The sequence below is a fragment of the Gordonia sp. 135 genome, assembly GCF_009720185.1.
Taxonomy (GTDB): domain Bacteria; phylum Actinomycetota; class Actinomycetes; order Mycobacteriales; family Mycobacteriaceae; genus Gordonia; species Gordonia alkanivorans.
Window position 1 is genome coordinate 4,609,910 of the sequence record NZ_CP046257.1, and the last position, 15,250, is coordinate 4,625,159.

The window sequence follows — 15,250 nt, forward strand, 5'->3', positions numbered from 1 at the left end:
CGAGATGCACCTTCTTCATCTGCCTCACCCATCCTTCTCACGACACGGGCACACGACCGCGCCGTCGGGAGATCCCATCACCGAACACTTCGGCCGTCCGCTGCCCGCGGGTATGCGCGAGGAGGCCATCGGGATGAGCTGGCAACACTTCACCGACGAGTACGCGGGCAACGGAGCCATCCGGCTCGGATCGTGGTCGGTCGCACCGGCGCGGCAGGACCTCGTCGAATGCCGCGCGACCATCGCGATCGCCGATCGCCTCATGTCGTGCAGCGCTGTCGCCGCCGGACCGCTCGGCGCGATGACGTCGATCCTGTACGACCTCGGCGCACCCGTTCAGATCCTGCGGCTGCACCAGCGCGAGGTCGACGGGGCGATCGCCACGTTCCTGCTGTGTGAGAACAACGGTCGGCAGGCGTGGGCCTTCGGCGAGGGCAGGACCGGGGACGAGGCGAACATCGCCGCGCTGATCTCCGGCGCCAACCGGCTGCTCAGCCCCTAACCCTGCGGGTCGAGTGCGGCGATCCGCTCGCGCAGGGTGGGCCAGGCCCGGCCGAACGCCGGATGCAGCGGGAGTTGATCGACGTGCTGTTCTTCGACCCAGCGCAGTTCCGTCGACTCGAAGTTGGCGACCGTGCGGACCGGCGCATCGGTCTCGGCGATGACCGTCGTGTAGGTCCAGCCGCCCGGTGACTCGTGAGTGACGACGGCGGCGACGACACGCAGGTCGGCGCTGTCGATGCCGGCTTCCTCCTCGGCTTCCCGCATCGCGGTGTCGATGGCGCCCTCGTGGGAGTCGCGCGCACCGCCGGGCAGGGCCCAGGTGCCGCCCTGGTGCGACCACGCGGCGCGATGCTGGAGCAGAACGCCGGTCGCGCCGTCGGTCAGCGGCGCCCGGAGCAGCAGACCCGCCGCGCCGTGAACACCCCAATACCGTGAACCGTCGGGATCGATCAGCCAGCCGTCGCCGTCTCCGCGCACCACGCCTCCTTGCCGCCCGACGAGCCGATCGCCGGATTTCCTCCACCGTAAGTGAGACACGCGCGACCTGCCAGGGCGATCACGAACCCGTCGGCGTGGCGACGGCGATGCCCGGAGGAACCCTCCCCGATGGCATAGGCTGAAACACGCACGACCCGGTGAGCGATGACCCTGATGAGTCATTTCTTCTTACAGGTCGCGGGAGCCGGAACGGGGACCGGCGACCGAGCGGCCACACCGGAGACGATCCAGCGTTCGAGAAGGGGATCAGCTAGGTGACCGGCGATGCGTCCTCCGTGCGGACGGCACTCACCCGTGGCGGTCGCATGATCCGTCCCGCCCAGTCGTCGCCGCCGATCCGCCAGGTCCTCGCCGATCGTCGAGAGCTCGTCGCCACGGCCCGCGAGCGTGCGCAGTCACCGTTCCAAACGCTGCGGCATTACTCGGTCACCACGCCGGGCAAGCTGATCATCATCTGCGTCATCCTCTTCCTCGGCTGCGTGACCACCGGCCTGTACGCCTCGACCGTGCTCGAAGACCGCACCCAGACCCTGCAGCGCCTGATCGATCGCACCGAACCGCTCGCCGAGGCCGCGCAGGTTCTCTACAGCTCCCTGTCGATCGCCGACGCGTCCGCGAACGCCGCGTTCATCTCGGGCGGCCTGGAGACGCCGGAGCTGCGGCAACGCTACTCCGACGCGCTGGCGACGGCAGCGTCGTCGTTGATTCTCGCGACCGGAACCTCGAGCGAACCGGGACCGGGGATGACGGAGGACGCCACCGAGCGGGCCCTGTCGTCGGACCTCGACACCCTGTCGACGTCGATCCCGGTCTACAGCGGGCTCATCGAGACGGCCCGTACCAACAACCGGTTGGGCAATCCAGTCGGGTCGGCGTACCTGGGCCAGGCGTCGTCGTTGATGCAGGACAAGATCCTGCCGGCCGCCCAGCGCCTCTACGAGCGACGTTCGATGGCGATCGCCGATCCGCAGCATTCGCTGACCCGCCCGCCGTGGACGGTCTACATCCCCCTGCTGCTGCTGCTCACGGCCATGGTGCTGACGTCCCGCTACCTGGCACGCAGGACCCGCCGCCGATTCAACATCGGACTGGTCGCCGCGATCGGCGCGCTCTTCCTGGGGACGGTGTGGCTGCTCGCGTCCGGCCTGATGTCGGTCGCCGCGACCAGCAACGCCCGGACCGACGGCGCCGACCCGCTCCGCGAACTCACCGCCGCGCGCATCCTGACCCAGCAGGCGCGATCGGCCGAGACCCTGTCCCTCATCCGCCGCGGCGATCAGGGTGGGCTGGAACGCACCTTCGCCGCGACGACCGCCAAGATCGGCGGCATCGTCGACGACGTCCGCACATCCAAGGAGACCGGATCGGTGTCGGCGGAGCAGCTCGACACGGTGAGCTCGGCGCTGGCGGAGTGGAGACGCACCGATGCCGGCGTCCGGCGGTACATCCAGACCGGCAACTTCGACCGCGCCCGGCAACTCACCGTCGGGGACGGGCTGAACAGCTCGGCCCGCGCGTATACAGCCGTGGACAGTGCACTCGTCGACGCGATCACCACCGCGCGAACGTCGTTCCGCGACGACATCAACACCGCTCAGCGCGTACTCGGCTTCACCGGGACCGGGATACTCCTGCTCGCGGTCCTCGCCGCCGTCGCGATCGTCGGCGGACTCGTCCCCCGAATACGGGAGTACCGATGACCCGCCCCCGATTCCATCTGTCCGGCCCCGCCCGCTCGCGGCGACCGCTGGTCGTTGCGGTCCTCCTGCTCGTGGCTCTGGTCGCCACGGGCTGTGTCCGGTTTCCCGCCCCGGACGCACCGCCTCCGACCGCGACCGCCGGACCGCTGGTGTTGCCCGGCGTCCAGACCGACGTGCCGGTCGAGCCGCCGCCGAGTTCGGAGGCGTGCAACGCGACCCTCACCCTGCGCCCACCCGCCCAGATGCCGGCGCCCGGACGCATGCCGCCGAACTCGACGATGGCCGGCATCTTCGAACGCGGGCGGCTCATCGTCGGACTCGACATCGGGTCCAACCTGTTCAGCTTCCGGGACCCCATCTCCGGCGACATCGAGGGCTTCGACGTCGACATCGCCCGCGAGATCGCGGGTGCGATCTTCGGCGACCCGAACCGCGTCGAATTCCAGGTGCTCAGCTCCGCGCAACGCATCGACGCGTTGCGGGACAAGACCGTCGACGTCGTCATCAAGACGATGAGCATCACCTGCGACCGCCTCCGCGACATCTCGTTCTCGGCCCCGTATTACGTGGCGTCGCAACGTATCCTGTCGTTCCGTAACTCGAACATCGTCGGACCGTCCCAGCTCGCCGACAAGCGGGTCTGCGCCGCACGCGGCACCACCTCGATCGGCCGGATGCAGTCCATCCAGCCGCGGGTGCGGATCGTCAGCACCACCACCTGGGCCGACTGCCTCGTGCTCATGCAGCAGGGTCAGGTCGACGCGGTCACCAGCGACGACGCCATCCTCGCCGGGCTCGCCGCGCAGGACCCGTGGGTCCGGGTCGTCGGCCCCAGCCTCGGTGAGGAGTTCTACGGCGTGGGCATCCCGAAGGGCGAGGACGACATGGTCCGCTTCGTCAACGGGGTCCTCGAACGCGCCCGCGCGACCGGGCGCTGGCAACAGATCCGCGATCGCTGGCTCACCATCCTCGACAGTGGATTCGGCGCTCCGCAGCCGTACTACCGGGACTGATGCCCATGGACTACGCCGGCGAACCATCCCAGGCAGACCCTCACGGACCCGAGGGTCCGGACGCACCCACCCCCGACACCCCGGAGGAGGTCGGTACCCAGCGCGTCTCGCTCGCCGACCTGATGGGTGACGACGCGACGGACACCGACCGGCACACCCCCGACGACCACACGACCGACGACCACACGACCGACGTCCGTTCCCCCGACGAGGGCACCACCGACCAGGTCGTCGAAGTCGGCACGCAGAAGGTCGATCTCGACGCACTCATGGCCGAGGGCGACAACACCGCCGACGACACCACCAGACCCCGCGCGGTGACCGACCCCGAGGTCGGAACACAGGCGGCCGCACCCGCATTCACCGTCGGCATCGCGCCGCAGGATCGCTTCGACGGCCGGACCGACCGGGTCGTCCGTACCCGGGCGACACCGGAACCGGATTCGGGTCCGCTCGGGCGGCGACTCGTCCCACGGCGTCGCCCGCCGGTCCACGAGCGCCGTCTGGGCAGCGGCCTGGTCGAGATGCCGAAGATCACCGACATCGAACCCGAGGACGCGGTCATCGACGATCCGGTGATCGCCGAGGGCAAGCGATTCTGTTGGCGCTGCGGCAAACCCGTCGGGCGACTCGAGGGCGAAGGCGAGGGCCCACCCACCGGCGACTGCGCCAACTGCGGTGCGCGGTACTCGTTCGTGCCGGGACTCGCCCAGGGGACACTGGTCGCGGACCAGTACGAGATCGCCGGCGCCATCGCCCACGGCGGCCTCGGATGGATCTACCTGGCCATCGACCGCAACGTCAGCGACCGGCCCGTCGTTCTGAAAGGCCTTCTGAATTCCTCTGATTCGGAGGCCCAACGCGTCGCCGTGGCCGAGCGGCAGTTCCTCGCGTCGGTGAACCATCCGGGCATCGTCAAGATCTACAACTTCGTCGAACACATCAGCGACGACGGTGAGCGTTTCGGTTACATCGTCATGGAGTACATCGGCGGTCAGACGCTCAAACAGATCACCTCGGGCGACCCGGAGAAGTCGCTGCTGTCGGTCGAACAAGGCCTCGCCTACATCCTCGAGGTGTTGCTGGCCGTCGGCTATCTCCACTCGGTGGGCCTGGTCTACAACGACGTCAAACCCGAGAACATCATGGTCGGCAGCGACGAGGTCAAGCTGATCGACCTCGGGGCGGTCTCACCGATCAACGGTTACGGACATCTCTACGGCACACCGGGTTTCCAGGCCCCCGAGATCGTCAAGACCGGGCCCCAGGTGGCCACCGACATCTACAGCGTCGGACGCACCCTCGCGGTGCTGACCGTGCCGATGGAGATGCGCAACGGCCGCTACGTCGACGGTCTGCCGGCCCCCGACGAGACTGCCGTCTTCCGCGACAATCCGTCGTTCTACCTTCTGCTGCAACGTGCCACCGCCCCCGATCCGGCCGACCGGTTCGCCTCCGCGGAGGAGATGAGCACCCAGGTGCTCAACGTGCTGCGCGAGACGGTCGCCGTACACACCGGCGTCCCCCGGCCCTCGCTGTCCACGGTCTTCACCCCGCAGCGGTCGACGTTCGGCACCGACCTGATGCTCGCCCCGGTCGACGGCTTCTTCGACCCCGACCAGGCCGCGTTCTACGATCCGGTCGACATCGCCACCGCACTCCCCCTGCCCCTGGTGAATCCGCTGGATCCGGCCGCGAGCCTGTTGACGTCGGCGGCCCTGTCGGACCCGCGGCAGACTCTCGACTCGATCAACACCGCACGCGCCGAAGGGTTCGCGTCGCTGTTCGGCGGCCGGCCGGTGAAGAACGCCCATCCGTCGCTGGAGATCGACCTGGCCGAGGCGCGCGCCCACCTGCAGCTCGACGACGTCGACACCGCTCTGGCGCTGCTCCGCGATGTCCGTGAGCACCACGGTGATTCGTGGCGGGTGGAGTGGTACATGGGCATCTGCGCGCTGATGAACGACGAGCCCGAGTTGGCCTACGAACGCTTCGACGAGGTGCTGGGCGCGATGCCCGGCGAGGTGGCGCCGAAACTCGCGGTCGCCGGGACCGCCGAACTGATCGGACGCTGGCTCGCCGACGAGAACGGGTCGTCGAAGTCGGCCGACAAGATCTCCCGGCTCTACGATGTCGCGCAACACCACTATCACGACCTGTGGCTCACCGATCACAGCATCGTGACCGCCGCCTTCGGGCTGGCCCGCCTCGCCGTGGCGGCCGGCGACTACGACGGCGCGATCCGCCCCCTCGACGAAGTGCCCGCCACCAGTAGGCATTTCAACACCGCCCGGGCGACGGCGATCATCGCCCTGGTACACGGCCGGCCCACCTCGCAGGTCACCCGCAACCAGATCGTCGAGGCCGCACGACGACTCGAACAGATCCCCGACACCGAACCCCGCAAGTCGCGGATGCTGCTGATCGTGCTCGGCACCGCGCTCGGCTGGATCCACGACAACCCCGAGGAAGAGGATTCGGACAAGGAACCCTCCACCCTGCTCGGCTTCCCCTTCACCGAGTACGGAATCCGCACCGGCACCGAGAGATCCCTGCGCCAGCTCGCACGTCAGACCCGCAACAACCGCGAGCATCGGTTCATGCTGGTCGATCTCGCGAACTATGTGCGGCCGAACACGCTGTTCTAGGGCTGCCCGCCGGCCGAGTCCGCGACAAGCGCCGCCGACTGCCGCGCGATGGCGAGCTCCTCGTTCGTCGGGACCACCAGGACCTCGACCGCACTGTCGTCGGCGGAGATCCGACGCGCCGACCGGCCCGCGGCGGCGTTGCGGTCCGGGTCGAGGACGATCCCGAAACGCTGCAGCCCCTCGAGCGCATCCGCCCGGACGCGGGCCGAGTTCTCGCCGACGCCGGCGGTGAAGGTGATCGCGTCGAGCTTGGCGAGCCCGAAGGTGTACGCGCCGAGGTAGTGCCGCAGCCGGTGGATATAGACGTCGTAGGCGCGCCGGGCGTCCTCGTCACCGGCGTCGACCAGTGCGGCGATGGAACGGAAGTCGTTCTCGCCGCACAGGCCTCGGAGTCCCGACCGCTGGTTGAGCAGGGTGTCGATCTCATCGACGGACAGATGGGCCACTCGGTTGAGATGCAGCACCAGGCCGGGATCGATGTCGCCGCTGCGGGTTCCCATGACCAGCCCCTCCAGCGGGGTCATGCCCATACTGGTGTCGACGGGTTGTCCGCCCGAGATGGCCGACGCCGACGCGCCGTTGCCGAGGTGCAGCACGATCTGGTCCAGGCCGGCGGGGTCCTTCCCGAGAAACTCGGCGACGCGGCCCGACACGTACTCGTGGCTGGTGCCGTGGAATCCGTACCGCCGGATGGCATGTTCGGCCGCCACCGCGCGGTCGATCGCGTAGGTCGCGGCCGCCGGGGGCAGGCCGTGGAAGAAGGCCGTGTCGAACACGGCGACCGACGGCACGTCGGGGAGCAGGGTCCGGGCCGCCTCGATGCCCACCAGGTTGGCCGGATTGTGCAGCGGCGCAAGGGTGGAGATCCGCTTGATCTCCGAGATGACCCAGTCATCGACGAGGGTCGGCTCGTAGAACGACCGGCCTCCGTGCACCACGCGGTGCCCGACCGCGGCGAGCCCGGCGTGCACCAGATCGGTGCCGTTGTCGGCGAAGAACTGTTCGGCCCGCCGAACCGCCGTCAGGTGATCGGGCAGCGGCACCGACTCGGTGACCGTGTCCCCGTTCTGTTCGTGCGTCATCGACGATCCGGCGTCACCGATGCGTTCGGCGATTCCGTCCGCGATGACCACCCCGGTGTCGGGCTGTACCAGTTGATATTTCAGCGACGAGGAGCCGGCGTTGAAAACCAGGACCGCCCCGGCGGTGTCGGCGCTCAACGCACGTCTCCGGCGACCGTGTCGGCGTCGACCTGCTGCGCCTGGATCGCGGTGATGGCGACCGTGTTCACGATGTCGGACACCAGCGCGCCACGGCTCAGGTCGTTGATCGGCTTGTTCAGACCCTGCAGGACCGGACCGATCGCGACGGCACCGGCGCTGCGCTGCACCGCCTTGTAGGTGTTGTTGCCGGTGTTGAGATCCGGGAAGATCAGCACGGTCGCCCGACCGGCGACCGGGGAGTCGGGCATCTTGGTCGCCGCGACCGACGGTTCGACCGCCGCGTCGTATTGGATCGGCCCCTCGACGAGCAGCTCGGGAGCACGCTTCCGAACGAGTTCTGTTGCGGTCTTGACCTTTTCGACGTCGACACCCGAGCCGGACGTCCCGGTGGAGTACGACAGCAGCGCCACGCGCGGGTCGATGCCGAAGGCCGCCGACGTCTCCGCCGACGAGATGGCGATGTCGGCGAGCTGTTCGTCCGTGGGATCGGGGACGATCGCGCAGTCACCGTAGGCGAGCACGGTGTCCGCCAGGCACATGAAGAACACGCTCGACACCGTGGAGACGCCCGGCTTGGTCTTGATGATCTCGAAGGCCGGTCGGATGGTGTGGGCGGTCGTGTGAGCCGCTCCCGACACCATCCCGTCGGCGCGCCCGGTGTGCACCATCATGGTGCCGAAATAGGAGACGTCGAGCATCTTCTCCTGTGCGCGTTCCAGATCCATGCCCTTGTGCTTGCGAAGGTCGGTGTAGATCCGGGCGAACTCGTCCAGGTACTCCGAGGTGGCCGGGTTGATGACGATGGCCTCCGAGAGGTCGAGGCCGAGTTCGATCGCCCTCGCCTGCACGGCCTCCGGGTCGCCGAGCAGAGTCAGGTCGGCGACGCCGCGACGGAGGAGCCTGCTCGCCGCCCGCAGGATGCGATCGTCGCCGCCCTCGGGCAGCACGATGTGCTTGCGCTGTGCCCGCGCCCGGGAGATCAGCCGGTACTCGAACATCTGCGGGGTGACGACCGACGGGACGTCGACGTTGAGGTTGCGCATGACGACCTCGGGATCGACATAGGTCTCCATCAGCGACAGCGCCGCCTCGATCTTGCGGGCCGATCCGGCATTGAGTCGGCCCCGGGTGTGGGCCGCGGTCCGCGCGGTGTCGTAGGTGCCGTGCGGGCAACTGATGATCGGCAGCGTCGGCTTGAGCCCGCTCACCAGCGCCTCGATCATCGGGTGCGGTTTGAGTCCACCGTTGAGGATGATGCCCGACAGTCTCGGGAATCCGTGCGCCGTATTGGCATTCACGAGGGCCAAGAGGACGTCGGAGCGGTCGGCAGGGGTGATCACGACCGTGCCGTCGGTGAGGCGTTCCAGGATGTGTTCGACGGTCATGCCGCCCACCATCACCCGCAAGGCCTCGTGGTCGAGGAGTTCCTCGTCACCGCTGTACATGGTGGCGCCGAGCGCCTCTTTGAGTTCGGCCATGGTGGGCGCGAACAGGATCGGCTCCTCGGGCAGACACAGACTCGGTACCCCGGTGCGGCGCAGCGTCGTCCGGATCTCGTCGAGTCGGTCCGGGTCGCAGCGGTTCGCGACAATCGCAATCGGCGTGGCATGGGCCGCGCCGACCTCGGACACCAACCCCGCGGCGAGATCGGCGATCTCGGCGGGAGACCGGTCGTCGGCCTTCAACGCGATCACCATCGGGGCCGACAGGTTGGCAGCGATGCGGGCATTGAAGCTCAGCTCCGACGGGGTTCCGACGTCGGTGTAGTCCGACCCGACGATCACGACTCGGTCGCAGTGCGTTGCCAGCGCATGGAATCGGGCGACGATCTCGCCGATCGCGGCGTCGGGATCCTCGTGAACCTCCTCGTAGGTCACGCCCAGGCAGTCCTCGTAGGGCACGTCCACCGAGTCGTAGTCGATCAGGAGGTCGAGCAACGGGTCCCGCTTGTCACCGTTGGCACGGATGATCGGGCGGAAGACGCCGACCCGGCCGCCGGTCGCCGCGAGCAGTGCCAGCAGGCCCAGCGCCACGACGGATTTCCCGGTCTCCCCCTCCGCCGACGCGAGATAGATGCTGGTCGTCGACTCGTCCGCAGCACCTCCATCCCTGGCGGTTCGATCTCCAGCGGCGGGGTCGGTAACGGCAGCGTCGGTGGCCATGCGCCCCAGCATAGTGGCGCCCTGGGGTTCAGATCAGGATGCCGGGATTGCAGACGTCGTCGGGATCGACGGTCGCCTTCACCGCCCGCAAAGCCTCGAGCGCCAGCGGACCGATCTCGTCGTGGTAGGCGTCGCGGTGGTCGCGGCCGATGGCGTGGTGGTGGGTGATGCTCGCGCCGGTGGCCCGGATCGCGGCGTTCGCCGCGGTTTTCGCCGCCGCCCACTCCGCGATCGGGTCGGCGCCGAACGGTGCGACCACGGTGAAGTACAGCGAGGCACCGGAAGAGTAGACGTGGCTGATGTGACACATCACGAGCGGCGGAGTACCCGAAGCGGTCAGCGTATCCGTGATCGCGGCGGTGACCGAGGCCCGCAGCTCGTGGAGCTTCGACCAATAGGTGGCGGTCTCCAGGGTCTCGACGAGCACACCGGCGTCGAGCAGCGGATCGCGTAGGTAGGGTCCGGCGAAACGTCCTGTGCGCCAAGACTCTCCGGGGCCGGCCCCGAGTGCCGTGCCACCGGCGCCGACGAGCACCTCCGACGCGGCGTCGCGGCGTCGGAGCACCTCGCGCTCTTCGCCCTCGTATCCGGTGACGACGAGACATCCCGTCGACTCACCGCCGAGCTGTGCGGGATCGGCGAGATTGATCGCGGTCTCGACCTCGTCGGACAGGCGGATGACGGTGGGCAGCGGGCCGTCCTGGGCGAGGCGACGCAACGCGGCGGCGCCGTCGGCGAAGGAGGCGAACCGCCAGCCGTCGAAGATCCGGGTCGTCGGGGCGGGACGGACGCGCAGCCGGACGCTGGTGATGACACCGAAGGCGCCCTCGGAGCCGAGAATCAGCTGGCGGAGGTCGGGTCCGGCCGCCGACCGGGGTGCAGTCCCGAGTTCGACGGTGCCACGCGGGGTGGCGAGCACGAGTCCCTCGACCATCTCGTCGAAGCGTCCGTAGCCGGCCGACGACTGCCCCGCCGACCGGGTCGCCGCGTAGCCGCCGATCCCGGCGCCCTCGTAGGACTGCGGGAAGTGACCAAGTGTCCATCCCCGCTCACGCAGAAGTGCCTCGGCGGCGCTCCCGCGAAGCCCGGCCTCGAGGGTGGCGACACGAGAGATCTCGTCGATCTCGACGAGACGGTCCAGGCGGCGGAGGTCGAGGCTGACGACACCGGCGAACCCGGCACGGTCGGGGGCGAGCCCGCCCACGACCGAGGTCCCGCCGGTGAACGGCACGACCGCGACCTTCGCCGCGGCGCAGATCTGCAGGGTCCCCACGACCTCGTCGTGACCGGCGGGATAGACCACCAGGTCCGGAGCGTCGGAGGCGTCGCCGATGCGCAGCCGCAGCAGATCGGGCGTCGAGTAGCCCCGGGTGTGCTGCACGCGTGCGTCGTCGGAGCCGACGACGTGCTCGGAGCCGACGAGGGCTTCGAGATCGGCACGCACGGCCGACGGCACGGTTTGCGCGGGCGGGGTGACCGCCTCGGGAGCGACACCGCGATCCTCGGTGGCGTCGCCGGCCAGCGCGGCCGCGGCGGCGGGCAGTTCGGTGACGCGCGCCGGGTCGCCCCAACGCGGCCGGCGCATGTCGACGACCGGGATCGCGGTCTCGTCCGCGGTGGACCCCTGTTTCCCGGTCATCCTGCGATCACTCCTCGTTCTTGACGACCGCCCGCACGACGAGATCGGCGATCTGCTCGTCGGTGAGCGAACTGTCCGGGATGAGCATCAGCGAGTAGATCGTCCGCACCAGGAACTCCGCGGCCCCACGCGGGTCCGGGACGAGCTGGTCCTGGATCAGCGGATCGAGATCGGGCAGCGTCTGGTCGACGATCTGGTGGATGAGGGTGGAACCAGAGGAATCGCTCGTCGCGACGAGCGCCCGCACGATCTCCTCGGGTTCCTTGCGCAGCACGTACTGCAGCGCCTCGTGCTCACGGATGTAGGGCAGCACGTTCACGACCTGCGCGCGGACCTTGCCCGCGGCGTCGGGCGCGGAGGCCGACCACTCCCGCAGCTTCACGCGCAGAAGTGACACCTCGCGGTCGACGATCGCCGCGACCAGCGCATTCCGTCCGCCGAACATGCGGTATGCGGTGGCCCGGGCGACACCTGCGTGACGCGCCACGGACGTCAGACTCAACGTCTTGGCGCCGAAGCGGGAGACGAGTCCCACTCCGACATCCACCATGCGGTCACGATCCATGCGAAAAATCTATCGAATCGGGGTGGGGCGTGGCCGACCTGGTCGCGGTTGTCGAAGAAGAGTCGCCACTTCGCGTCGGTAGCGCTACGTGGAAGTCGCGCTTCTATCCGCGACCCGGGATTCCGTCTCGAGGTCCGCACCGGGCGCCTCGTCGATCACCGGGTGAGAACGAGCGGCGTCGACGCGGCCGCCCCTGCGGGTGCGCGGAAACAACCGGCGAGCGATCGCCACCCCGCCGATGCAGAGCACGCCTCCGACGATCCCGACGCCGGTCGGCAGTTCGTCGAGAAGTGCCCAGGACATCACGATGACGATCGCGGGGACCACCAGAGTCGTCGCGGCCATGGCACCGGCGTCGGTGCGCGCCAGGGCATATGCCCACGTCGAGAAAGCGATCGCAGTGGGTCCGACGCCGAGATAGATCACCGCGACGATCGCAGACGCGTCGGCACGCGCGAGTTCGGAGACCGCGGTCGGCGCGAACGGGAGCGTCGCGACCAGACCCGCGAGCGCGCCGAGCCACGTGGCGGTCAGCGCGTCGACCGTGCGGAGTGCAGACTTCTGGATGAGGACGCCCGCCGCATAGAGCACCGCGGCAGCGATCCCGAGGAGCACTCCGAGCCAGTCGGCGTGTGCGTCGGTGGTGGCGGATCCGCCCGTGGCGATCAGCACGACACCGGCGAACGCGATGGTCATGCCGATCACCAGATGCCGTGGGAACCCTTCGCCGAAGAACAGCCCGGCCGCGACGGCGACGAGGATCGGGGCCAGGTTCACCAGCAACGCCGCGGTCCCGGCGTCGAGGTGCTGCTCGGCCCAGTTCAGCAGGATGGTGTAGCCGGCGAACCACGCGACGCCATACGCGATGACCAGCATCAACGGACGCGCGCGCGGGAACCGGGTGGTGACCGGACGGTCGTCGCCGCCGACACTGCGCCGGCGCAGTCGCACCGCCAGCACGATGACCGTCAGCGGGAGGACCGCCGCGAGCAATCGCAGGAACGCCATCGCACCCGGCGAGAAGGACTCGCCCAGCGCCCGGATGCCCACGAACGCCGACGCCCACAGCACGACGGTGACGAGGGCAGCCAGAGCCGGGAGGGAGACGCCGAGAATTGCAGGAGACGAGGGGCGCGAGGTCATGTCATTCAGCGTCCGGCATGAGCCACTTCAGGACAAGTGAAAGTTTCTATCGATTTGTTAAGTCTGGCTGTATCGTCATGTTCATGGTCGACGTCCACCGGCTTCGGGTTCTGCGCTCGGTCATCGGCGAGCGTTCCATCGGCGGGGCCGCCAACGCCCTGGGTTACACACCGTCGGCGGTGAGCCAGCACATCGCCGCCCTTCAGCGCGAGACCGGATTGACCCTGGTGGAACGGGACGGGCGCGGCATCGTGCCCACGGAGGCCGGCACCATCCTCGCCGCCGAATCCGAGGCGGTGTTCGAGGAACTGTCCCGGGTGGACGGGCTGATCTCCGAACTGCGCGACGGGCGGCTCGGGCAGTTGCGGATGAACTACTTCGCATCCGCCGGCGCCGCCTGGATTCCACCGATCGTGGCCACGATCTCGCGGGAGTTCCCCGGCCTACGCCTAGACCTGCGACTCATCGAGCTCGTCTCGCCGTCCACCGCGTCGCCGGACGTGGAGATCTACGTCGAGGACACCGAGCGACCCGCCCTCGACGCCCCCGGGCTCATCAGCCGGCCGCTGACCTCAGATCCGTATCACGCTGTGGTGCCGAATGATTCGACGTGGGCAGCACACGAGTCGGTGACCCTGCGCGAGCTTTCCCAGGTGCCCTGGGTCGACAACGACGTCGCGCGCGGCCCGTGCCGGCAGGCGCTCCTCAGCGCGTGCACGTCCGTCGGCTTCGTGCCCGACTTCAGCATCGAGACACAGGATTACCCGACGGCGATCCGCTTCGTCGCCGCCGGCGTCGGCCTCACGGTGGTACCGCAACTCGCGCTCACCGACCTGCCCCCGGGGGTGGTGGCGATCCCCATCGTCGATCCCACACCCACCCGCGCGATCCGGGTGCGCGTGCGCCAGAGCGCACACGACCTCCCGCCGGTCCGGCGGGTGCTGGAACTGCTCGATGCTGCTGTACTGCAGTCGATTTCGTAGCAATAGTGCGGCCATAGCGCGCACTATTGCTACGAAACCCGGCTAGCCCAGCTTGCGCAGGCGCGGTTCCAGATCGCGCTGGAAGTTCTCCAGGAAGCGACGCTGATCGTGCCCCGGCGCGTGGAAGACGAGGTGGTTGAGTCCGGCGTCGGTGTAGAACTTGACCTTCTCGACGGCTTCGTCGGGATCGGAGGCGACGATCCAACGCTTGGCGACCTGCTCGATGGGCAGCTCGTCGGCGAGGCGTTCCATCTCGGTGGAGCTGTTGACGCTGTGCTTCTGCTCGGGAGTCAGCGACAGCGGCGCCCAGAAGCGCGTGTTCTCCAGCGCCAGTTCCGGATCCGGATCGTAGGAGATCTTGATCTCGATCATCTTGTCGATGGCGTCGAAATCACGTTCGGCCTTCTCCGCACCTTCCTTCACCGCGGGCAGCAGCTTCTCGGTGTAGAGCTCGGCCCCCTTGCCCGAGGTGCAGATGAAGCCGTCGCCGGAGCGGCCGGCATAGCGTGCGACGACCGGCCCGCCGGCGGCGACGTACACCGGGATCGGTTGCTCCGGAACGTCATACATGTACGCGCCCTGCGTGTGGTAGTACTCGCCGTCGAAGTTGACCTCTTCGCCGGTCCACAGTTCGCGCATGAGCTTGATCGACTCGCGCAGGCGGGCGAAGCGCTCCTTGAACTCGGGCCACTCGCCCTGGAATCCGGTGGCGTACTCGTTCAGGGCCTCGCCGGTTCCGACGCCGAGCATGATGCGGCCCGGGTACATGCAGCCCATCGACGCGAACGCCTGGGCGATGACGGCCGGGTTGTAGCGGAAGGTCGGGGTCATGACCGACGTGCCGATCTGGACTCGCTTGGTGCGCTCGCCGACGGCAGCCATCCACGCGAGCGAGAAGGGAGCGTGGCCGCCGTTGTGCCGCCACGGCTGGAAGTGGTCGCTCACCGCGACGGAGTCCAGCCCGTGCTCTTCGGCCGCGACTGCGATCTCCACCAGCTCGCGCGGATCGAACTGCTCCGCCGACGCCTTGAAACCGAGCTTGAGTTCTGCCATGAGCCTCGCCCCTAACCGTCGGCCGTGCCGACCTTTCCCGGTCGATCCGCTGATCGTGATCGCCGCTGTGACCACGGTTACCAACCTAGAGCATCGATGGAGGTGCGACTCTTCCCGCC

The 15,250-nt window shown here is 68.6% G+C and carries 12 protein-coding genes; 5 read left to right on the forward strand and 7 right to left on the reverse strand.

Annotation, left to right across the window (positions count from 1 at the left end):
* Positions 1 to 133 precede the first annotated feature (133 nt).
* On the forward strand, positions 134 to 502 hold the full coding sequence (locus tag GKZ92_RS20855; protein ID WP_006357146.1) for a hypothetical protein: 369 nt from the start codon (positions 134 to 136) through the stop codon (positions 500 to 502).
* Here the strand turns inward: GKZ92_RS20855 and GKZ92_RS20860 are convergent.
* The gene (locus tag GKZ92_RS20860; RefSeq protein ID WP_006357145.1) at positions 499 to 981 is read right to left on the reverse strand and encodes an NUDIX hydrolase; all 483 of its coding nucleotides are present in this window, start codon (positions 979 to 981) and stop codon (positions 499 to 501) included. The genes GKZ92_RS20855 and GKZ92_RS20860 overlap by 4 nt on opposite strands.
* A gap of 275 nt (positions 982 to 1,256) precedes the next feature.
* Here GKZ92_RS20860 and GKZ92_RS20865 point away from each other — a divergent pair, with 275 nt between their 5' ends.
* Genes GKZ92_RS20865 through GKZ92_RS20875 form a run of 3 tightly spaced genes read left to right on the forward strand, consistent with a single transcriptional unit; the run spans position 1,257 to position 6,363 of the window.
* Positions 1,257 to 2,702, forward strand: coding sequence for a hypothetical protein (locus tag GKZ92_RS20865; protein WP_006357144.1), 1,446 nt, complete (start codon positions 1,257 to 1,259; stop codon positions 2,700 to 2,702).
* Positions 2,699 to 3,715 (forward strand): glutamate ABC transporter substrate-binding protein, encoded by a 1,017-nt coding sequence (locus GKZ92_RS20870; RefSeq protein ID WP_006357143.1) that lies wholly within the window; start codon positions 2,699 to 2,701, stop codon positions 3,713 to 3,715. Before GKZ92_RS20865 ends, GKZ92_RS20870 begins: the two co-directional genes overlap by 4 nt.
* The gene (locus GKZ92_RS20875) at positions 3,715 to 6,363 is read left to right on the forward strand and encodes a serine/threonine-protein kinase (protein ID WP_155225610.1); all 2,649 of its coding nucleotides are present in this window, start codon (positions 3,715 to 3,717) and stop codon (positions 6,361 to 6,363) included. The genes GKZ92_RS20870 and GKZ92_RS20875 overlap by 1 nt, the downstream gene beginning before the upstream one ends.
* Here GKZ92_RS20875 and GKZ92_RS20880 read toward each other — a convergent pair.
* The 5 genes from GKZ92_RS20880 to GKZ92_RS20900 form a co-directional block, all read right to left on the reverse strand.
* A complete protein-coding gene (locus GKZ92_RS20880) occupies positions 6,360 to 7,583 on the reverse strand; it encodes an acetate kinase (protein WP_155225611.1) in 1,224 nt (407 codons plus the stop codon). The two genes, GKZ92_RS20875 and GKZ92_RS20880, sit on opposite strands and share 4 nt — an antisense overlap.
* Positions 7,580 to 9,760: a phosphate acetyltransferase gene (gene pta, locus GKZ92_RS20885; RefSeq protein WP_155225612.1), complete on the reverse strand. Its 2,181-nt coding sequence runs from the start codon at positions 9,758 to 9,760 to the stop codon at positions 7,580 to 7,582. The genes GKZ92_RS20880 and pta overlap by 4 nt, the downstream gene beginning before the upstream one ends.
* 16 nt (positions 9,761 to 9,776) lie before the next feature.
* A complete protein-coding gene (locus GKZ92_RS20890) occupies positions 9,777 to 11,387 on the reverse strand; it encodes an FAD-binding oxidoreductase (RefSeq protein WP_155225613.1) in 1,611 nt (536 codons plus the stop codon).
* A 7-nt stretch (positions 11,388 to 11,394) separates the two neighbouring features.
* Positions 11,395 to 11,952 (reverse strand): TetR/AcrR family transcriptional regulator, encoded by a 558-nt coding sequence (locus GKZ92_RS20895; protein WP_006357138.1) that lies wholly within the window; start codon positions 11,950 to 11,952, stop codon positions 11,395 to 11,397.
* A gap of 84 nt (positions 11,953 to 12,036) precedes the next feature.
* Complete coding sequence (locus GKZ92_RS20900; protein WP_042375114.1) at positions 12,037 to 13,095, reverse strand: DMT family transporter; 1,059 nt, start codon at positions 13,093 to 13,095, stop codon at positions 12,037 to 12,039.
* Between the two features lie 83 nt (positions 13,096 to 13,178).
* On the opposite strand from GKZ92_RS20900, the gene GKZ92_RS20905 reads away from it, so the two are divergent.
* Positions 13,179 to 14,078 (forward strand): LysR family transcriptional regulator, encoded by a 900-nt coding sequence (locus GKZ92_RS20905; RefSeq protein ID WP_081724841.1) that lies wholly within the window; start codon positions 13,179 to 13,181, stop codon positions 14,076 to 14,078.
* A gap of 42 nt (positions 14,079 to 14,120) precedes the next feature.
* On the opposite strand, the gene fgd is transcribed toward GKZ92_RS20905, so the two are convergent.
* The gene (gene fgd / locus GKZ92_RS20910) at positions 14,121 to 15,131 is read right to left on the reverse strand and encodes a glucose-6-phosphate dehydrogenase (coenzyme-F420) (protein WP_006868839.1); all 1,011 of its coding nucleotides are present in this window, start codon (positions 15,129 to 15,131) and stop codon (positions 14,121 to 14,123) included.
* Positions 15,132 to 15,250: the final 119 nt, after the last annotated feature.